The sequence below is a fragment of the Paraburkholderia sp. CI2 genome, assembly GCF_014201055.1.
GTDB classification, from domain to species: domain Bacteria; phylum Pseudomonadota; class Gammaproteobacteria; order Burkholderiales; family Burkholderiaceae; genus Paraburkholderia; species Paraburkholderia tuberum.
Window position 1 is genome coordinate 290,242 of sequence record NZ_JACHDL010000002.1, and the last position, 19,300, is coordinate 309,541.

Genomic DNA, 19,300 nt, shown 5'->3' on the forward strand with positions numbered 1-19,300 from the left:
GTCAGTCGGACCCGGTTTGCAGGGTATTAGCTTGTCGCTTTTCTATCGACGACTTCAGGAGTGCGGCCGATCGATAGACTCCGTGGGCAAATTTGCCGTACGGCAGCGTGGCGAAGAGGGCCATGACGACGCCCAGGTGTGCCGCGAGCAACCATGCCATTTGAGCGGTGTCGCGCCAGGCCAGAAGCGCCAGCCCGGTTGCACTGGCGAGCAGGAGCAGCGCAATGAAGCCTCTGTCCATGGGTCGCTGCTTCGGATCGCCGTGATTCGGGTGGCGGCGCAGGTTGAGCCATAGCAGCCCCGCCGGGCCAATGAGCAGGCCAATCCCGCCCGCGGTGCCGAGGAGCACAGGCAGGGTGAACAATGCGTAGGGAGCGTGTAGTCCGAGCGCGTAGTGATAGAAGGTCGCGACGACGGTGGCCGCGAAGCACAGCATGAAGCCGTAGAACGTGAAATGGTGAAAGCGGCGACGTGCGAGTGTGAACGCGTCGTTCGATTCATTGCAGCCGTCTCCATGCCCGCCGTCGAGGTAAGTGAGTCCAAGCACATGCTTCGTCGCCTCGGCGACGGCGGGAACCGAGGCCGCCGTCCCGGCGGACACATCACGCCAGAATCGCGTCACGCCGGCTCCGAGTGCAAGGATCGCAAAGCCGAATACCGCTCCAAAAAGCGCAGCCAGCAGGTTGTGCGGGAACACAGCATAGAAGTTTCCGCCCATGCGCTCGCCGGTGAGTGACCCTTTCAGCCAGACACCGAGAATGAGGAAAAACGCGAGACCGGCTGCAAGCGCGAGCGAGACGGTCAGGCCGTTGCGCTTGTAAAGCGCGCCCATAAAGGACGGCCATGCGTATTCGGCGTAGGTCTCTATCCGAACCTGAGCCATCGCCTTTGGTACATTGACCGCGAACTCATGCGGCGGAGCGTACTGGCATGCGTGGTAACACGCGCCGCAGTTGTGGCAGAGGTTCGCCAGATAGTTGACGTCGGCCTTTCCAAACTCAAGTCGACGTGTCATGGCCGGAAAGACGGCGCAGAACCCTTCGCAATAGCGACAGGCATTGCATATCTGCATCTGTCTTGCGACTTCAGCTTCGTTGTCGGTCAACGGAAGAACGCGAATGACCGGAGACGGCAGCTCGCTCATGGAGCGATGGATACCGGAGGGAGCCGACGCGAGTTCCTGAGCCTCGCGAGCCAGTGCTTCAAGCTTGTGCACGGTGAACTCCATTGTGTTGGGTAGCGGCCTCTGCCGCTTCAGCGCCCGCAATGCGTCCAAAAGCGGTGCCGATTGACATGCCGACGCCCGCCGTATAACCCTTGCCGAGCACATTGCCGGCCATCATTTCGCCTGCTACGAAAAGGTTGTCGCTTGGCCGGCCGCCGAAATGCACCTGCGCTTTGTCGTTGACCTTGAGCCCGAGGTACGTGAACGTGATGCCGGGCCGCAATGCATAGCCATAGAAGGGTGGCGTATCGATCGGACGTGCCCAGTGAGTCTTCGGTGGCTGCAGGTTTTCGGTGTGACAGTCATCGAGCGCAGTATGGTCAAACGTTCCGATCCTGCACGCGGCGTTGTATGCGTCGATCGTCTTGACGAAGGTTGACTCGGGCAGCTTCAGTTTTCGGGCGAGTTCTGGAAGCGTGTCGGATCTTTCACCCGGGAAGACCGGCGGCATGAATCGCCCGATGGCCTTGGCATCGATAATCGAGTAGCCGATCTGGTCGGGCTGCTGCGCCACAAGGCGGCCCCAGATCGCGTACCGCTTTGGCCAGAAGTCTTCGCCCTCGTCATAGAAGCGCTTCGCGTCGCGGTTAAGGACTACGCCGAGCGATACACAATCGATCCGGGTGCAGATTCCACCGTCATACAAAGGCGCGCGCGCGTCGATTGCCACACAATGCGATTGCGAGGGGTCGCCGATTGCATCCGCGCCCGCATCGATCATGAATTTCAGCAAGACGCCCTTGTTGAAGCGGGTGCCGCGAATCAGGAAGTTGTCCGCGGGCCACTCGCCGCGTTCATTCTGGCCCCAGGCCTCTCGCAACCATTCGCGATTGGATTCGAAGCCGCCGGCTGCCAGCACGCACGCGCGTGCTTCAAAACGTTGTTTGCCGCTTCTCGCTGCGACGAACCGGTCGCCATCGAGCTCGATCGCGTCGACCGGGGTGTCATAGCGAATCTGGACGCCTCGCGCTTCAGCGCCGCGGTAATACGCATTGACCAGCGCCTTGCCGCCGCCCATGAAAAACGCGTTGGTGCGGGCCACATGCAACGCACCTGACAGGGGTGGCTGGAACCGCACGCCGTGCTTCCGCATCCACGGCCGGCAACTGGACGACGCACGGATGACGAGACGCGCCAGATGCTCGTTCGTCAGCCCGCCAGTGACCTTGAGCAGGTCCTGCCAGTATTCTTCTTCGGGATAGGCGTCGACCAGCACATCCTGGGGCGCATCGTGCATGCAGCGCAGATTGCGTGTGTGCTGGGAGTTGCCGCCGCGCCATTCTCGGGGTGCCGATTCGAGCAGTTGCACGGAGGCGCCGGCTTCGCGTGCCATGAGGGCGGCGCATAGCGCTGCATTGCCGCCGCCTATGATGAGAACGTCGATCATCTCAGTTGTCTCCTTTGAGACGAACTGTAGGAGGCAACGACACCCGCCGCCATCAGCAAAGCGGCAAGGGGGCTTCAGGTTTCGTGAAGGGTGTCTAGCGGAGCGTCGCGCCAGGCCAGCGGTCTTCGGCTACGACCGCCCGGGCGACATCGGCAAGCACGACCCGCGCAGCGAGCCCAGCGGGAGACAACTCGTCATCGGACACGCTGACGATCAAATTCGGTCTTCTCGCGTCGGCATCCGCGATCTGGACGCTCGCGAGAGCCGCGTTCTCGGGGCGCGCCAGCGCCGCGCCGGGTTGGATCGTTGCCCCCAGCCCGGCGCGTACCGCGTCCATCAGCATGGCAAGGCCATCGACTTCGGCGACGATACGCGGCTCGTACCTTGCGCGCTTGAATGAGGCGGCTAGCAGCGCGCGCAGGCCGTGTGATCCGCTCGGCAGAATGAGCGGCAGTTCGCCGAGCTTCGCGATGTGGACTTGTGATCCGGCAGGCATGCCGTGAAGCGTGCTGGCTCCGATGACGAACAGCCGCTCGTCAAGCAACGGTATGACGCTCCAATGCTGGGCCGGCTCCTCGTGGAACAGAATCGCGAGATCGATCTGTCGCGCGCCAAGCATGGAAGCAAGATACCCCGACAAACTCTCGACCATGCGCAGCCGGACGTCGGGGTAGCGCTTGCGCATCGCCTGCATGAAGGCTAGGCCCAGTACGCCCGTCGTGCTCGGTGCGAGGCCTACGCTCACATGGCCCGAAAGACGGGCCTGGCGGGCGGCGAGCGCTGCATCGTCGACATGACGCAGTGCAAGCTGCGCTTGCCGCCAGAACGCGAGCCCAGCGTCGGTTGGGACAACGCCGCTAGACGTGCGCTGCAGCAGACGGGTCGATAGCTCACTCTCCAGCCGGCTGATCTGCTGGCTCAGCGCGGATGTGACCACGCCGAGTTCGAGCGCCGCCTTGCCCATGCTTCCGTGCTCCACGACGCTGACGAAATATCGTAACTGTCGCAATTCCATGCGATCTCCGGAGCCTGTGCATGGGCTGCATTCTCGCAGGGCAACGGGAAAAGGCAAAATATGGGGGTCCCGGAGCGTAACTTTCTGATTGTTAGGGCGCCGCAACCTCAGAATCTTGACTGTTCCTGGCGTCGAGCTTCTGCCTGTCCTCATCAATGGGTCGAAGGTTCGACTGAGATCGTCAATCCGCCGGCGCCTGTTGGACCCATTGCCTGCTTTTGACTAGCTTTCGGACACTGGCTGGCTTAGCGCGAGCGTCCGTTTGGGGTCGTGAGTACGCGTTCGCCCGCAGAGAGTGCGACATTCGCAAACGTCGACATGCGAGAGTCGGGAATGGGACTGAGAGCTGCCTTGCATACGCCGGCAGCCGAACGTCGGGTATGGCCGACTTTGAGACGGTCGCACAACGCCGCCAAAAGCTCGGGAACCAATGAAACATCTGCGCTCCTGCGCCGATCGATCCGCTCGGCGCCGGTTCCGGCGTTCCCTTTCCTTGCTTCCGACGTATCCCTTTCTCCCGCGAGCCGGATCCGGACTGACGACCATGATGAGCGCTGTCTATCACGATTCGGATTGCAAGGAGCCTCCCGAGCATATCCCTGCGCCGTTGGATCGGCTTTCGCGCATCCGTTAAGCCTCATCGGGCGTCTCGACTCTGCAGAGCGTCAATCCCCGAAAGAGACCTACCCCTCAAAGACTAGTCAGGTGAAGGCCGTACGCGGCCTCCACATTCGCGCTCGCCGCGCGGCGTTTCATTCCGCTCAACTGCGCAGTTTCGCCGCCACCAGTCTCCACCGTTCCCGCCCTAACCCGCGACCGTAGCCGACACCAGACAGCCGTCAAGGCGTTCGGGGCCGTGTCCTGCGCTTCGCTCCGTCCCGCACCCACCCCTCACTTCTTTCCTTGACGGCCGCCCGGCGCCGGCTCCTTGAGTCGCACGGGCACGAACTCAGGAGACTGGCGGCAGCAAAGCCAACCTCCAGCTTCGACCAGGATGAAACCAACCCCTACGACGGGGCGGAATCTTGGAGCCCGGTCAGCGCAACACCGATCAACTTCTTGATGTGGAGATTGCCATGCAACTCGCTTCCTCTTTCCGCTACGGCTCCCCGATGCTTCGTTCCGACTCGCCCCTCTCCGATGACCAGATCCGTCGCATCGCGCCGTCCATCTTCGCCGAAGGCAAGCATCAAAGCCGCTCGGAACGCTTCACCTATATTCCGACCATCGATGTACTGAAGGGCCTGCGCAACGAAGGCTTCCAGCCCTTCATGGTGTGCCAGACACGTGTGCACGATCAGGACAAACGCGAATTCACGAAACACATGATCCGCATGCGCCACGCCGACGAAATTACTGGCGAGGAAGCCAACGAGATCATCCTCCTCAACTCGCACGATGGCACCAGCAGCTATCAGATGCTCGCTGGCGCGTTCAGGTTCGTCTGTCAAAACGGCATGGTCGCGGGCGACACAGTGGGTGAGGTGCGCGTGCCGCACAAGGGCGACATCGTGCAGAACGTCATCAATGGTGCATTCGACGTGCTCGACGGCTTCGACCTGATCCGCGAGCAGAAGGACGGCATGCGCGCCGCCAAACTCACCCGTGACGAACAGCACGCGTTTGCCCGCTCCGCCGTCGCCCTGCGCTACGACCCGACTGACGCCAACACACCGGCTCCGATCACCGGGAGCCAGTTGCTCAACGTGCGCCGCTTCGAAGATCACCGTGATGACCTCTGGACCGTCTTCAACCGCGTTCAGGAAAACATGACCAAGGGAGGTCTGCACGGCCGCTCGCGCACTGGTCGGGCCATGTCCACGCGCCCAGTCGTCGGCATCGATCAGAACGTGAAGCTGAACCGCGCGCTCTGGATGCTTGCCGATGCAATGCGCCAGATGAAGGCGTAAGGACCGGAGGGGCGACCGTGCATCGCCGCCCTCCCAGCAGATTGGCGATCAGGATACCTACCGGGGTCCAGTCCTGACGTGATCCGTAACACCGTGTCCCGGACGATCTCTGTCAGTCATTCTGGAGTCGATCATGCAAATCCGAAGTCATCGCACAGACCAGTACAACGCCTTCCGACGGAGCAACAGCGGAAGCCACTGCCGTATCCCTGCTCGAAACGAATTTCGGTAACGAGCAACCGGTCGCGACCGTGCCCTATTCGAGTCTGTGTACCTCACCCCATAACGCCCGCACCAAACCCCTGTCGGTCATTCCAGCGCTCGCGGACAACATCCGCGCGAAGGGCCTGTTACAGAACCTTGTTGTACACGAAATGAAGGGGTCACGTGGCAAGGCGCGCAGACACGGCGTACGCGCGGGTCAGCGCCGTCATGCAGCGCTCGACCTGCTGTACGCGAACGGCCATATCACCGCCGACTATCCTGTGCCGGTACGCCATCAGCACCGCGCTGCAACTCGATATGACGCGATACTGGACGCCCACGCGCGCTTCGTATTTCGATCATGTCAGCAAAGCGCGCATCGCCGAAGTGGTGACCACTGCCCTGTCGCCCAAGGTTGCCTCCGACCTCAGTAAGATGAAGAAGGTCGACGCCGCAGCGGCAGCCGAACTGCGACTTGCGAAGTCTGCATGGCTCCCGGAAATACTCACCGATCGCGAAGTCCCGGCCACGCCCTCCTGGGCTGTCCACGAGGACGAGGACGAAGGCGACCCGGATGCTGTAGGCAACACCGGTGATACACGGGACGGCGAAGACGCCAGCAATGGTCCTGATGCGGAGAGCGCCGGCGAGCACACCAGCAGCGCGCCGCGGGACGCGCAAGTACCTCCCGCCACCGACAGTAATCAGCCGCCGTGGCCTTTCCCGACTGATTACATGCATTGACCCCGCGCAACCTGACTCGCGGGCGGCGTAAGCTCCAGCTCGTCCGGTAACCAGGCAAGGCAGTCGGCACAGTCCATTCAGGGCCTGCCGTCTGCCGACCGGAACTGAACTGCGCGACAGTCCGTGGCCGACGGTTGGCATCCCGTCCGCCGGCCAACCAGACCGCCTGCGGCGAGAAGGCAGAGGACGGCACCGCCCACCAGCAGCAGGCGATACATCGAGCGCGCGAAACGCCTTTCCACCCTTGTAGCCATCGCCTCTACCCGCTCCGTCGCTGCTTCAACCGCCCGAACGAACGTGTGGATTGTGCTTTCCAGCCGCTGGCGCTGCTCCCGCGCCGAAAGCGCCGCCGCACCGATCAGCCGGTTACCCGCCGTACGCGCGACCTGATTTGCCATACCCTCGGTCAACGCCATCATGGCAGTCTCATTGAGGGCTGCCAGTGCTGCCCGGTACCGTTCCTCATGCTCCCGCATCAGGTTTTCCGCCAACTGGATCGTCGCCTTGCATCGCTCAAGCGCGTCCCGGTGCTGCTGCATCAGCGCATCGGTCGCGCCGCCGACCTCGCGACGCGCGGCTTCGAGGCTACCCTCGCTCGCCCACCGGATTCGCTCCGGCATGGCCTCATACAGGCGCGCGTAGTATTCGAGCACCGCAATGATCGACCATAGCGCGTCATTGTCATGCAGGTTCGATGCGTTCGAGACCCGGTGCATGCGGGCGAGACTGGCTCTGTCCGGGACGTCGCCGGACACCTCGCGAAACAGGTGAATGATCGGATCGACCTTTTTCGACCGCCTATTGGTCATGGGGCGTCCTCTCGCTGCTGACGACTTTTGAGAACATGGCGTCGCACAACTCCCGCCAGCGAAACAACTCCGCCCGCTGTCCAATGTGCATGGTTTCTGCCGCCCTGCGGATCGAGTCACGTTGACTGCGTAGTTCGTCCGCAACGCGATCCGCCAGATCAGGAAAATCGAGTGAGCGGCCCTTCGTCTCGATCGTTTTGCGAACCTGAGACTCCTCATACAAAGCGAATTTGTCGGGTGCACCGAAGTAGCCGTTGCGAACGACATGCGTCACGGTATCCGGAAACGTCTGCCCGAAAATATGCAGCAACTCCAGGCTGTCGCGCTGCCGGTTGATCACCCATAGCACGACAAGTTCTCGCCCCAGTTCATCCAGTGTCCGTGCGAGTGTGCTGCCATATCGTGTCACGCCCGTCTGATTACGTGCCGCGGTATTGACAATCACTGCCGCACCCCGATGCATATCGCAGAAGTTGACGAATCCAATCCAGCCGTCCGCATCATCAAGGTCATAAGCCGCGCATGTGAACTCGTCTCTAAGCGCTTTCATGACGTCGGGATTCGACGTATCGGTTTCGACCAGAACAGCGTGAATGTCCTGCCGCTGCAGGTAATGAGCCAGCGCGAGCGTTACCATGCTTTTCCCAACACCGCCCTTACTGCCACCGACCAGATAAATGGGATGAGTTATATCCATGACCGACCTCCTAAAGGTTTTCGATATCAGGCCGGATCTCGAACGAGAACCTGTCCTGAATCTCCATTGATCCCGGCTCGCTTACTTCCCTTCCCCTTGGTTGTCGTGCATCGTCATGCCGGTCACCCGCGCGCGTGCCCTTTCGCTTTACAGTCCGCTTCTGACGGGACAACGGCCCCGCCTCGTTCTTCCCTTGCGGATTGGCCGATCTGGAGGCCGCACCGGAAGGTTCCGGACGATACAGCGCATACTTAACAGCGCCAATGCTGACATCGAGCCCGTTGCGCCCGGCTTCCTGGACGATTTCATCAAGCGTGTACCCTTTCGCCTGGGTGGCGGTGATATGCGCCCGAATCTCTTTCATCGCATCGCTCACCGTGACGCGCTGTTCGCTCCGGGGCTTCTCAGGTAGCGCATCAAGCGCACCAACAAACCCATCCCACTGCGCCCGTGTGTAGCTTTTTGCGCCCGGCACGATTCGCTCCCATGGATCATCTTCGTCACCATCATGAGAACCGGGAAAAGGCTCGTCAATACCCCTTCCAATGGCTAGGCCGCACGATCGGAACAAGTCGGAATACACAGGGAGCCGACGGAACGGAAAAATATTTTCGTTGTGCTGCGCAGATCAACCGCTTACAAGAGGCCTCGTCACAAACGCGGGTTGATGGGTAAGCAAACTGGTGCGCAATGGCATGCTGCCTTAGGACCAAAAGCTTGCGAACTCGGGGCCAAGTAGTGAGGAACTCCGAATGGAGCGCCTGAAAAGTAGAGCGACCAAACCGGCAAACATGGTCGTATAGTTCGGCGGGCCGTTTGAGCGCACATCGCAAACTTGGAAACTTGATCTGGCCGACGTTGAGCAGCGACCCGTCAGACTCATGCTATGCGTTGATACGACCCGCAGCATTGCCGTGTTCGTACTCGCATCGACAACCTCGTGATATTTACGCAGGGAGTCGACACACGGACACCGTCGGTCTCACCGACGCGCTAGACTCCATGATCAGAATCGCCCCGACACGCCGACAGAATTCTGCAAAGGGTCAACGGAATCACAGTGGTGACTTCACAAACTCAGCGGATCAGTCTCGCAGAAAATGGCGAACTGCACGCCTGAAAAACAAGATTCAAAAAGTGATGGCAGGATAGGCTTTCGCCGGTTTTGGGCGCCAACGGCTTGGTGAGTGAGATTGATCGAAACACGCGCCTAGCTAAAGCCGTTGCCCTCCATTTCACCAAGATATTCCATCATCGGCTTAGCCCAAACGTGTCCACCCGCAAATCGAAAGTCGTCTACGCCTTGTCGCCCTTTGTCGACACTCGTCCATCGACGCCGATTCGCCCGCTCACTGCTGCAGGCCGGCCATTCGTCGAGGACAGCGTCGGTCCGAAATCGGCCGAGCGTTCGCGGATGATCGAAAGCGCCCGATCGGCTTTCGACGCGTCCGACCAGTTGTTGTTGGGCTTCGAGCGCCAACGCGACACGAGACCTTCGGATCCATGGTCGCACAATCGACCGACCAGGCGCTGATCCGTGGCCGACTCCGAAATCTCGCAACGGGCCGACCAGCATGCCAGCGTTCAGAACCACGACATTTCTATCTGGCTAAAAGCGGACATTACAACTTAGCCTCTACAGCGCATGCCTCAGAGAGCGTTCAGCGATTCCTGCGGGACGCGCTCCGGGTGATCCGGGCGGCAACGGACATTTCGGGGGACGTCTGTCAGGCATTGTTCTGGTACCGGAATGAACCGTTACCTGTGTTCGATTACAAGACGGCCGAGCAGTTGGTATCGGACGGCCGGACTGACGATCTGCTTCGCTACGTTTCGTCCTTCGAGGCAGGCGCCGCAGGATGATCCTCAAAGCCCTATCCGGGGTCACGGCGTACCGGATGCATGTACCGAAGTGGGCCGTTGCCCCGACGAGCGGCGCAGGCGCTGGCAGGCACGGTGGTCGCGCCAACCGCATCGGACTCAATGCCCTCTATCTCGCGCTGGGCGTCAACACCGCGGTCCGGGAATATCAGCAGATCTCTCCCTTGATGCCGCCCGGGACGCTCGTCAGTTACCAGCTGACCGTCGACCCCGTCGTCGATTTCACGAGCGGGTATCACGGCGGCAAGTGGTCGGCCCTGTGGGAAGATTTCCACTGCGACTGGCGTGGTTACTGGTTTAATCAACGCATCGAGCCGCCAAGCTGGATTATTGGTGACGAAGTTATTGCGACTGGTGCGAAAGGGATCCTGTTCAGGTCACGTCTGTTGCCGGAAGGAGTGAACCTGCTCCTTGACGTGGATGAATTGGAGCCGGCGGATCGACTTGAAATGCACGATCCACAGGGTTCGCTTCCCCGGGACCAGCGGTCCTGGACGTAGAAACCCCTGCCCCTGCTCATCATCGATGAACTTCGCCCTCAAACCGCTGCATCCGCCTCACGATGAAGAACTTCCACGACCTGATCGCCGCCAAGTACGAGCGAGCGGCGTCGATCCTGACATCGAATCTCGACTTCAGCGAAATGGGGCGCCGCGTTCCCCGACAACCGCATCCTCGGTGCCGCCACCCTCGACCGGCTACGCCACGGTGCCTATCGCATCGTGATCGAGGGCGACAGCTTCCGCAAGCCTAAACCCATGCCGGAAAACGGCGAAAATGCGGTTGCCAAATCGGGCAAAAAACCGCATTCTTGAAGCCGTTCGAATCTGCGCATTCTGCGCGTTTGTCCTGGCTCCTTTACGCCACCCCGTGACACCCGGCGTGAAGCGGGCACAGCCCGCACGCGAAGGCGGCATCGAAGCCAGGTTGCCGCTCGACAGCGCTTCGCGCCGGTCGGGTGCCGGGAGACGGCAGCTCAAGAGCGCTCCGGGCTTCCCTCGGGAGCGTCTGAAGTAACAGAATTTTGGACGACTGCGCATCGGAGTTCCTGCATGGCTCACGATCTGATTCCTTCGAACGCGACGATCAGGGCGATCACGCGCGGATATGCTCCGCAGCGCCTTTCGGAGACAGGCCCGCAAGCGGAAACCCACCACGACCTCGCGCGCTATTCTTCAGGCGTCACCTGGCATCGGAAAGGCAGGGCCTGATGGACGGCAAGTTGATGGGCCTGGCGCTCAATGCCCCGCGAAAGAGGCCGCAGACGCTCAAGCGCTATGGCCTTGCCCTGGCGTTGGCGGGCCTGGCGCTCGTCATCCGCGGGGCGCTTCCAGCGCCGGAAGGCACGGCCATCTACCAGCTTCCGCTCGCGGCGGTGGTCCTGAGCGGATGGTTCGGCGGTCGCGGGCCTGGGCTGGTCGCGTTGCTGGCCTGCGTGGCGGGCATCCTGTACTGGTTCATCCCGCCTGCCGATTCGTTCCACCTGCCGCCGGAATACACGCTGGGCTTCGTCATATTCATCGGCCTGGGTGCGTTGCTCGTCGAATTCAGCGGCGCACGGCGGCGCGTCGAGCTCGCTCTCCAGGCGAGCGATGAGCGATTCCGCGTGCTGGCGGAATCATCGCTGACCGGCATCTACCTTACGTACATGGAGCGCTTCTCGTACGTGAACCCGGCCTTTGCGAAGATGTTCGGGTACACGGCCGATGAAATCGTGAACGGGCTCGGTACACGCGATCTGGCCTGCCCCACCGACCGCCCGCTCGTGGAGGAGAACATGCGTCGGCGCCTGGATGGCGAGGTCGACGAGCTTCGCTACGAGTTCTGCGGGTTGCGCAAGGACGGCTCGGAATTTCCGGTCGAAGTTTATGGCCGCCGCATCACTTACGGCGGCAGGATCGGTGTGCTGGGTACGCTCATTGACAATACCGAGCGCAAGCACGCGGAACACGAGTTGCGCGAAAGCGAGCAACGCTACCGAACCCTGTTCGAGAAGGCCTACGACCCGATATTCCTCGAGAACGATCGCGACGAGATCCTCGAGGTCAACGAGCGAGCCTGCACGCTCCTCGGCTACTCGCGCGACGAATTGCTGAAGATGACGGTATCCGACCTGCAGGCACCGGAAGTCCGCGGCCTCTCCGGGCAGGTCGTTCGCGATGAGATCGCCCAGCATGGCAACGCGACCTTCCAGGCTGTCGACCTGCACCGCAGCGGACGCCGGATCCCGGTCGAGGTGACGAATTCCGGCATATCCGATCGCGGCGAGAACCTCATCCTCTCCGTTGTGCGCGACATCACCGAACGCAAGCGCGCCGAGGAAAACCTGCGCGCGAGCGAAGCGCGCTTTCGCACGTTCGTCGACCATGCGACCGACGCGTTCTTCCTCCACGATGAGCGGCTGACGGTGGTCGACGTCAACCGCCAGGCGTGCTTGAGCCTCGGCTACAGCCGGGACGAGCTGATCGGGATGCAGCCGAGCGCTTTCGACGTCGGTCTCGACGAGACCTCGATCATCCGCTTGGGGGAGCGCGTCGCCGCCGGCGAAACCGTCACCTTCGAGACGCTGCACCGACGCAAGGACGGTGTCGCGTTCCCGGTCGAAATCCGCGTCCGCCGGTTCCAGCAGGGCGACGACCTCTATCGCCTGTCGCTCGCCCGCGACATCAGCGAGCGCAAGCTGGCAGAGAAGGCGCTGCGGGCAAAGGACGACGCGCTGCAGGCGGCGCGCACCGAGCTCGCTCGAGTGTCGCGGCTGACGACGCTCGGCGAGCTGACGGCGTCGATCGCTCACGAGGTCAACCAGCCGCTGGGAGCGATGGCCATGAGCGCCGGCGCATGCGCGCGCTGGCTCGCGGCCGAGCCGCCCGCCACGGCGAGGGCGCGGGCGTCGTTGGACAACATCGTCGCCGACGCCAAGCGGGCGGGCGAGGTCATCGCGCGGATTCGCGCGCTCACGAAGCGTGAGGATCCACACAAGGATCGGCTGGACGTCAACCAGAACGTCCTGGAGGTGCTCGCGCTCACGGCACAGGAGTTGCGCAGCCGCGACGTCGTCGTTCGCACCCGGCTCGAGGCAGAGCTGCCTCCGGTCGTCGGTGACCAGGTTCAGCTGCAGCAGGTGCTTCTCAATCTGATCGTGAACTCGATCGACGCGATGAGCGACATTCACGACCGTCCGCGCCGGTTGACCATTGTTTCGCGGCGAGACGGCGACAAGGCCGTGGTGGTCGAGGTCCGCGATGCGGGTACCGGGCTCGACCCCGGAAGCGCCGAACACGTCTTCGAGGCGTTCTACACGACGAAGACGGAAGGCCTGGGCATCGGCTTGTCGATCAGCCGCTCGATCGTGGAGGCGCACGGCGGGCGGCTGTGCGCGAGCGCGAACAAGCCTCACGGCGCGGTTTTCCAGTTCTGGCTGCCGGTAACCGAGGATGGATACTCATGAACGCCATGTCGAACGCTCTACCCGAATACGTGCGAGCCTCGGTCCCGAGGCCGCCCGGCGATCGCGAGCCTTGGTACAAGAACACGGCGCCGTCGTACGCGGGCATCTTCCTGTGGGTCGGGTTCTACCTGCAGCTCGCAAATGGAACGATCAGCCAGATGGCCCTGGGCCTTGCGGTTGTCGCACTGATCGCCGCGGGCTTGCTTTGCTTCGGCCTTTACTACTACGCGCCGGCAATGCTGGGCATGCAGACCGGGCGGCCGTTGTACATCGTCGGCACTTCTACGTTCGGGACACGCGGCGGGTACCTGGTGCCCGGTCTGCTGATGGGTCTGTTGCAGCTTGGCTGGTTTGCCGTCGCTACCTACGTGGCGACCGATTTCATCATGAAGGGCCTGCACCAGACGTCCGCGGTCCTGTTCACCGTCGTGGCCGTGCTGTGGGCCTATGGCTTCGCGTTCGTCGCGATCAAAGGGATTTCCTACGTGGCGCGAGCGGCGCAGTTCCTGAACTGGGTGCCACTCGTCATGATCGTCATCGTCGCCGTCGCCACCGTCGGCGGCGTGCCGAACTTCCATCCGAAGGAGCATCATCCCTGGCGCGGGTTTGCTGCCGTGCTCGAAATCGTGATCGGCTTTTCCGCCGCCGCCGGAGCTGCAGGGGCAGACTTCGGAATGAACAACCGCGATCGACGGGATATCGTGCGCGGCGGGCTCGTCGGAATCGCACTCGCGATCGTCGTCGCCGGCGCATTGCCTTTGCTGTCGATTGCGGGAATGCATGGCAGAGGCGGCACCAGCTATGACTACGCTGACGCAATCGCCAGCGTGGGAGACGTCGCACCGATCATGTTCTTCCTTTTCGCGGCCGCGACCGTCGTGCCCACGTGCTTCTGCGCGTTCATCGCTTCCAACAGCTTCGCGACGATGCTGCCGCGAATCCCGAAGACGGCCTCGACGCTGGTCGGTGTCACGATCGGCGCGCTGCTGGCCGTCACGCACGCAGCGCAGAATCTCATCGGCTTTTTCGTCATCGTGGGCGCTTCGTTCGGGCCGATTTGCGGCGCGATGGCCGCCGACTACCTGCTCGCGGGCAAGCGCTGGTCCGGTCCGCGTGCGGGCATCAACTGGGCCGGGTACATCGCCTGGGCGCTCGGGTTCATCGTCGGAATTCTCAACCACATCCCCGGCGTGCCCGCAGCCTTGGTCGCTGCCAATCATCCCGCGGGGCTCTACGCCTTCGTCGTCGGTTTCGCGGTCTATTGGGCGTTGGCCAAGGCCGGGCTTCGGCCTGCGGTGGTACCCGAGTTTCAATGCGCCGGAAACGTGGAAAGCGCAGCTCTTGTGGCCGAGAAGGGACCGTCATGACCGAGGAGCGCGCAGTCGTCTTCGTCGAATATTTCAGCCAGGCTGCCAGGCTGGCGCAGCTATACCAAGGTACGGCCACGTGCCGCCGGAATTGGACTTGCGTAGTGATCCTGCACCTTGCGCTGCCTGCAGCAAGGTTCGCGCGGCAGGTCCACGGCAGACAGGTCGGCATACAAGGCCAACGGCACGCCGGTGCGCGACGTGCTGCAGCGCTGCACCCGAAGCATGGTCACGCCAGCCTCGACGCTCTCCGCCCCGCGTATCAGTGAGAGCACCCCATCGGACTCACCTGATGAACTCGCCGCTCCACCGGTCACGGCCGCTCCAGAACGGACACTGCGGACAGATTTCGCCTTCCGGATAGTCGATGCCTTCCTCCTGCGGGGGCACCCGATGATGCGATCGACGGCGACGACCGAGCGCGCACCATGCTGTTCAATGAACCGGACGACTGCTTCGGTGCTTTCCGGATCGGTTCTCGCATCGGACGTTTCACAGAACCACCGCTCAACAGGATCAGAATCCGCGCCTTCGTACGCGACGACGCCGACCGCAACCTTTGTCGCCCGCCTGTCATCGGGCCCATAGAAGGCCACCGTTGCGACCGGGTAGCCGCAGAAGCCCTTGCGGCTTTTTTTCGCGAGCCTGTCCCGGTACCACTGCGCTTTCAATGTCATGTCGCCTCCGTGCCTCCGCGCGACTGGCCGATGCGACTACGGCATCAGCGGTAATCGGGGGCGCTTCAGAAAACGGAAAATAAAGCACGTTAGCGACGGACGAACGTCGCCAGACGACCCACTTCGGACCTCGGAGCCGGCGGGAAGTCAACGGCAGCTTTGAAGGGTACTACGGCCATGTGCGCGGTCTCGTCGCACGGCAAGTGCTCGGCGCGCTCATGACGCTAAAGTACCTCGCCGCCGCTCCATCCATCAACCATTAGAAATGCCGTCTCATACCTGCGTACGACGCGCTTACCGTGACGGCTCCCGTCACATCGCCGCCAAGACTCGAACACTCGCCCATGGACGCCTCTATGCATCCGAAAGTATGAGCGCGTTTTGCCCACGGAGGACTGCAGCGACCGTTCGTACGATGGTTTTATTTTCGTCGTCCGTCTACCTTGATTCCATGGAGTTTGAGATTTCATTTCGCGTCTGTATCCAGTGGAGTTCACGATGAGAGCGGAAGGAGAGTTGGTACAGCTGCGTCGAGACGATCGGATGTCGGCGGTAGCGACCAGCGTCTTCTACGCGGCCGGCGTCGAATGTGGCTACCTAATCCGTAGCACTACTGCACAAGGAATTCCTCGCTACTTACTCAGGTAAACGAACAACAGAGTCTGACACAACGCACCCAATGGAATCAGTTGCTTAGCGATGCCGTAATCACGTCCCGATGAAATACAGTTTCCACACAAAACCCAGCTCGACCCGATTCGCGCAGAGATCTTGCGACAGGAGGGTTTGACACAAGCGGTGGCGCTACAAGGGGGGACATGGGCGCCGACACTTTCACCCACTGCCGATCCCGCACGCCACTCAACAAGCAGGAAATCCTTACAACCGCAAACCTTCAGAAACGTAACAATGTGCCGTAAGCACATATGCAAACGTTTGCTTAACGCTTCACCGAACCTTGGAGCGTTCCTTGGAGTTCCATCCGGTTATATGCGGCTTCCCTGGCGCCGCGCTCGGAAATCGCCTTGCGGCGATGAGCAAAGCGAGGTGTCATTCAGCGATCTGCGCACCATCGCCGCACCGGTGCATGAGTTTACGTCGCTTTGCGAACGTTGGCCGTCGTGCCCACGACCGTATGCGCCAGCTCCAAGTCGGCGTCCACGTCAATACGGCACGTCGCGCCGAAGCGCCAGGTCTTGGTCTGATGCATCTCAGGGCCGCGCTCGCCGCCCTTGTTCGTCGTCGAACACGGCGTGGCAATCAGCATCGCATCAACCGCCGTGCCTTCTTTAAGCGTATAGGCGTCAGGGCTCAGTGGCGTGTGCTCATTTATGCGCATCAACGCTCCGACGGCAAACGGCGGGGTGGCCCTTCGCCCAGGCTTGCGCGTGCGGTGCAATCAGCGCCATCAATTCTTTCCACGCGCGAGGTGCGCCTTATCTCGTCGAGAAGCGCGCTTGTGCGTGCTGTGCGTCGATTGGTCAGGTCAGCATTCGGGTCGGTTTGTCTCACACGTCCTTTCGTGCCCGGCATGCGCCGGCTCCAACATCAAAGTCCAGGCGAGCTTTGGACTCTATCTATCGCTGTCCCACTGCATCACCAAAAAGGAAGGTGTCTATGAAAAAACCGAATCAAGACGCGACTCAAACGATAACGGAATACGCAGCGGCAGAAATCGGTCGGGGCGACGAGGGAGGCGCCCTGTTCGACGTGTTGTCGTCCCTAAAAAGCAACATGTCGCGCCGCAACTTCCTGCAGGGACTCGGAGCGCTTGCTCTGACGGGATGCGGCGCCGGCTCGGGGTCCGACAGCGATACGGGAGCAGCGAGTGCAGCGCGCAGCCAGCAGGCAGTCGCAAACGCACAGGCAATCGTAAACGGACCGTCTGGAAGCAGTTCATTCGTCCATCCCGGGCTGCTCCATACGCAAGCCGATCTGAACCGGATGGCCCAGAAGGTGGCAGCCAAGGCTTCGCCGTGGATCGACACCTGGAACCTGATGCTCACAAGCCCTTACGCCAGCACGTCATGGAAGCCCAGTCCCCAAGCGGTCATTTATAATGCCATGCCCGGCTACGCGGACAATTGCGGGTATCTGTACAACGACGTCGCCGCCGCCTATGCCAACGCGTTGCGCTGGAAGATTGCCGGAGACACGACGGCCGCCAATACGGCGGTGGCCATCATGAACGCCTGGGCGTCGACGCTGACGCAAATCGCCGTGTCCAACGGTAACTACGGCGGCTTCTTGCGGGCGGGGCTCCAGGGTTACGAGTTCGCCAACGCCGCAGAATTGATGCGTGACTACCCGGGCTGGGCGCCGGCGGACTTCGCGGCGTTCCAGAACATGATGCTCAACGTGTTTTATCCGTTGAACGGAGGTGTCGCCAGCGGGACTGGCGCGGCCCTCGCCGTCTACGCAAGCTGGGATCTCCTCGCCACCGCAATGGTTCTAGCGGTAGGTGTCCTCTGCGACAACCAGACGATCTTCAACCAGGCGATCAGCTACTTCCAGCAAGGCGTTGGCAACGGCGCTATCGAGAATCTGGTCGTTCACCTTCATCCTGGCTATCTGGGCCAGACCCAGGAGGCTGGGCGCGACCAGGGACACGATACACTCAGCATTGCCATGTTGGGTTCCATCTGCGAAATGGCGTGGAACCAGGGCACCGACCTGTACGGCTACGACAACAACCGGGCCTTGGCCGCCAGCGAATACGTCGCGAAGGGCAACCTCATCCAGTCAGGCACGACCTACTATTCCGTGCCGTTCGCCCCCTATTACTGCCCTACCAACAGTGCGTACGACACCGTCTTTTCGACCGCAGCTCAGGGCAGCACCCGGCCGGAATGGGCGCTGATTTACAACCATTACGTCAACCGGAAAGGCATTGCCGCTCCATACTGTCAGAAGTTTGCGACCTCGCACTCACCGGAAGGCGGACTCGGCACTGGCGGCAATTCTGATCAGTTGGGCTATGGCACCTTGACCTTCCAGCGCGACCCCATTGCTCAAGGGACTCCGCCCTCGGGCCTGACCGCGCCGACGATAGCCGGCCAGATCGTCCTGTCCTGGTGGGGAACCGCCTATGCGACCAGCTACAACGTCTACCGGAGCACGACGTCCGGCGGCCCCTACACGCTTGCCGCGAGCGGTATTTCCGATCTTCTGACGTATACCGACGCCAACCTGCCCGCAGGCGCTTACTACTATGTGGTGACCGCGATCACGCCGTCCGGCGAAACGACGCAGTCAAGCGAAGCGATGGGCGTGAGTGGCACGCTGCTATACACCAACCTGACTTTCGACCAGGGGAGCGGCACCACCGCCTCCGATGCGACGGGCAATGGCAATAACGGCACGCTGCTCGGCGGCGCAACATGGGCGGCCGGCAAGCACAACACCGCCGTGCAGCTCAACGGGAGCGGCGCCTATGTCACCCTGCCGGCCGGCTTCATCTCAGGCATCAACGACTTCACCATCGCGGCCTGGGTGTACTGGAATGGCTCCTCGAATTGGCAGCGTATTTTCGACTTTGGCAACAACAGCACTCGTTACATGTTTTTGACACCGCGAAGCGATAGCGGCAAGGTGCGGTTTGCGATTACGGACAGCGGCGGTGGGAATGCCGAGCAACGTATCGACGGCACTGCGGCGCTGCCGATGTCGCAATGGGTGCATGTCGCGGTGACGCTGTCCGGTGCGACTGGCACGTTGTACGTCAATGGAGCCGTTGTCGGAACCAATACCTCGATGTCACTTTCGCCGTTCCAATTGCGAGGTACGACGAACAACTGGCTGGGACGTTCACAATTTAATGACCCGTATTTCAGCGGTCTGATCGACGACTTCCGTGTCTATAACGGCGCCATGAGCGCCAGCGACATCGCCACGCTCGCCTCGTCCTGAGGTAGGTAGCATCGCACCGGCTTTTCG

General features: G+C 61.7%; 15 protein-coding genes and 2 pseudogenes. 9 read left to right on the forward strand and 8 right to left on the reverse strand.

Annotated elements, in window-relative coordinates:
* Position 1: 1 nt before the first annotated feature.
* From tcuB to HDG32_RS05105, 3 genes are all read right to left on the reverse strand, one after another.
* Positions 2 to 1,216 (reverse strand): tricarballylate utilization 4Fe-4S protein TcuB, encoded by a 1,215-nt coding sequence (tcuB, locus tag HDG32_RS05095; RefSeq protein WP_311539596.1) that lies wholly within the window; start codon positions 1,214 to 1,216, stop codon positions 2 to 4.
* Positions 1,203 to 2,612: an FAD-dependent tricarballylate dehydrogenase TcuA gene (gene tcuA / locus HDG32_RS05100; protein WP_184063945.1), complete on the reverse strand. Its 1,410-nt coding sequence runs from the start codon at positions 2,610 to 2,612 to the stop codon at positions 1,203 to 1,205. Before tcuA ends, tcuB begins: the two co-directional genes overlap by 14 nt.
* Before the next feature lie 94 nt (positions 2,613 to 2,706).
* Positions 2,707 to 3,627, reverse strand: a complete 921-nt coding sequence (locus tag HDG32_RS05105; protein WP_120294171.1) for a LysR family transcriptional regulator — start codon at positions 3,625 to 3,627, stop codon at positions 2,707 to 2,709.
* Between the two features lie 1,076 nt (positions 3,628 to 4,703).
* Here HDG32_RS05105 and HDG32_RS05110 point away from each other — a divergent pair.
* From HDG32_RS05110 to HDG32_RS37170, 3 genes are all read left to right on the forward strand, one after another.
* Complete coding sequence (locus tag HDG32_RS05110) at positions 4,704 to 5,537, forward strand: DUF932 domain-containing protein (protein ID WP_184063948.1); 834 nt, start codon at positions 4,704 to 4,706, stop codon at positions 5,535 to 5,537.
* A 251-nt stretch (positions 5,538 to 5,788) separates the two neighbouring features.
* Entirely contained in the window at positions 5,789 to 6,175 is a 387-nt protein-coding gene (locus tag HDG32_RS37165) for a ParB/Srx family N-terminal domain-containing protein (protein WP_184063951.1), read from the forward strand.
* 1 nt (position 6,176) lies between these two features.
* On the forward strand, positions 6,177 to 6,485 hold the full coding sequence (locus HDG32_RS37170; protein WP_184063954.1) for a hypothetical protein: 309 nt from the start codon (positions 6,177 to 6,179) through the stop codon (positions 6,483 to 6,485).
* A gap of 77 nt (positions 6,486 to 6,562) precedes the next feature.
* On the opposite strand, the gene HDG32_RS05125 is transcribed toward HDG32_RS37170, so the two are convergent.
* The 3 genes from HDG32_RS05125 to HDG32_RS05135 are packed head-to-tail and all read right to left on the reverse strand — an operon-like array spanning position 6,563 to position 8,466.
* The gene (locus HDG32_RS05125) at positions 6,563 to 7,294 is read right to left on the reverse strand and encodes a hypothetical protein (protein ID WP_184063956.1); all 732 of its coding nucleotides are present in this window, start codon (positions 7,292 to 7,294) and stop codon (positions 6,563 to 6,565) included.
* A complete protein-coding gene (locus HDG32_RS05130; RefSeq protein ID WP_184063959.1) occupies positions 7,284 to 7,991 on the reverse strand; it encodes a P-loop NTPase in 708 nt (235 codons plus the stop codon). The genes HDG32_RS05125 and HDG32_RS05130 overlap by 11 nt, the downstream gene beginning before the upstream one ends.
* 10 nt (positions 7,992 to 8,001) lie before the next feature.
* The gene (locus tag HDG32_RS05135; protein ID WP_184063961.1) at positions 8,002 to 8,466 is read right to left on the reverse strand and encodes a hypothetical protein; all 465 of its coding nucleotides are present in this window, start codon (positions 8,464 to 8,466) and stop codon (positions 8,002 to 8,004) included.
* A 1,169-nt stretch (positions 8,467 to 9,635) separates the two neighbouring features.
* On the opposite strand from HDG32_RS05135, the pseudogene HDG32_RS36190 reads away from it, so the two are divergent.
* From HDG32_RS36190 to HDG32_RS05150, 5 genes and pseudogenes are all read left to right on the forward strand, one after another.
* Positions 9,636 to 9,854, forward strand: a pseudogene (locus HDG32_RS36190) (DUF2384 domain-containing protein); the annotation flags it as partial.
* Positions 9,851 to 10,372, forward strand: coding sequence for an RES family NAD+ phosphorylase (locus HDG32_RS05140; protein WP_184063963.1), 522 nt, complete (start codon positions 9,851 to 9,853; stop codon positions 10,370 to 10,372). The pseudogene HDG32_RS36190 and the gene HDG32_RS05140, both read left to right, overlap by 4 nt.
* 6 nt (positions 10,373 to 10,378) lie before the next feature.
* Positions 10,379 to 10,687, forward strand: a pseudogene (locus tag HDG32_RS37175) (ATP-binding protein); the annotation flags it as partial.
* A gap of 395 nt (positions 10,688 to 11,082) precedes the next feature.
* The gene (locus tag HDG32_RS05145; protein ID WP_184063966.1) at positions 11,083 to 13,320 is read left to right on the forward strand and encodes a PAS domain S-box protein; all 2,238 of its coding nucleotides are present in this window, start codon (positions 11,083 to 11,085) and stop codon (positions 13,318 to 13,320) included.
* A complete protein-coding gene (locus HDG32_RS05150; protein ID WP_184063969.1) occupies positions 13,317 to 14,687 on the forward strand; it encodes a cytosine permease in 1,371 nt (456 codons plus the stop codon). Before HDG32_RS05145 ends, HDG32_RS05150 begins: the two co-directional genes overlap by 4 nt.
* Positions 14,688 to 14,746: 59 nt before the next feature.
* On the opposite strand, the gene HDG32_RS36195 is transcribed toward HDG32_RS05150, so the two are convergent.
* Both HDG32_RS36195 and HDG32_RS36200 read right to left on the reverse strand, forming a co-directional pair.
* On the reverse strand, positions 14,747 to 15,364 hold the full coding sequence (locus tag HDG32_RS36195; RefSeq protein WP_260335729.1) for a hypothetical protein: 618 nt from the start codon (positions 15,362 to 15,364) through the stop codon (positions 14,747 to 14,749).
* A 1,093-nt stretch (positions 15,365 to 16,457) separates the two neighbouring features.
* Positions 16,458 to 16,703, reverse strand: a complete 246-nt coding sequence (locus HDG32_RS36200; protein WP_409340002.1) for a hypothetical protein — start codon at positions 16,701 to 16,703, stop codon at positions 16,458 to 16,460.
* Positions 16,704 to 16,981: 278 nt separating this feature from the next.
* On the opposite strand from HDG32_RS36200, the gene HDG32_RS05165 reads away from it, so the two are divergent.
* Entirely contained in the window at positions 16,982 to 19,273 is a 2,292-nt protein-coding gene (locus HDG32_RS05165; RefSeq protein WP_260335733.1) for a LamG-like jellyroll fold domain-containing protein, read from the forward strand.
* Positions 19,274 to 19,300: the final 27 nt, after the last annotated feature.

Coding starts and splice junctions, on each gene's coding strand:
- tcuA (WP_184063945.1), bottom strand. CDS start 2,612: ATGATCGACGTTCTCATCATAGGCGGCGGCAATGCAGCGCTATGCGCC.
- HDG32_RS05105 (WP_120294171.1), bottom strand. CDS start 3,627: ATGGAATTGCGACAGTTACGATATTTCGTCAGCGTCGTGGAGCACGGA.
- HDG32_RS05110 (WP_184063948.1), top strand. CDS start 4,704: ATGCAACTCGCTTCCTCTTTCCGCTACGGCTCCCCGATGCTTCGTTCC.
- HDG32_RS37170 (WP_184063954.1), top strand. CDS start 6,177: ATGAAGAAGGTCGACGCCGCAGCGGCAGCCGAACTGCGACTTGCGAAG.
- HDG32_RS05125 (WP_184063956.1), bottom strand. CDS start 7,294: ATGACCAATAGGCGGTCGAAAAAGGTCGATCCGATCATTCACCTGTTT.
- HDG32_RS05130 (WP_184063959.1), bottom strand. CDS start 7,991: ATGGATATAACTCATCCCATTTATCTGGTCGGTGGCAGTAAGGGCGGT.
- HDG32_RS05140 (WP_184063963.1), top strand. CDS start 9,851: ATGATCCTCAAAGCCCTATCCGGGGTCACGGCGTACCGGATGCATGTA.
- HDG32_RS05145 (WP_184063966.1), top strand. CDS start 11,083: ATGGACGGCAAGTTGATGGGCCTGGCGCTCAATGCCCCGCGAAAGAGG.
- HDG32_RS05150 (WP_184063969.1), top strand. CDS start 13,317: ATGAACGCCATGTCGAACGCTCTACCCGAATACGTGCGAGCCTCGGTC.
- HDG32_RS36195 (WP_260335729.1), bottom strand. CDS start 15,364: ATGACATTGAAAGCGCAGTGGTACCGGGACAGGCTCGCGAAAAAAAGC.
- HDG32_RS36200 (WP_409340002.1), bottom strand. CDS start 16,703: ATGCGCATAAATGAGCACACGCCACTGAGCCCTGACGCCTATACGCTT.
- HDG32_RS05165 (WP_260335733.1), top strand. CDS start 16,982: ATGAAAAAACCGAATCAAGACGCGACTCAAACGATAACGGAATACGCA.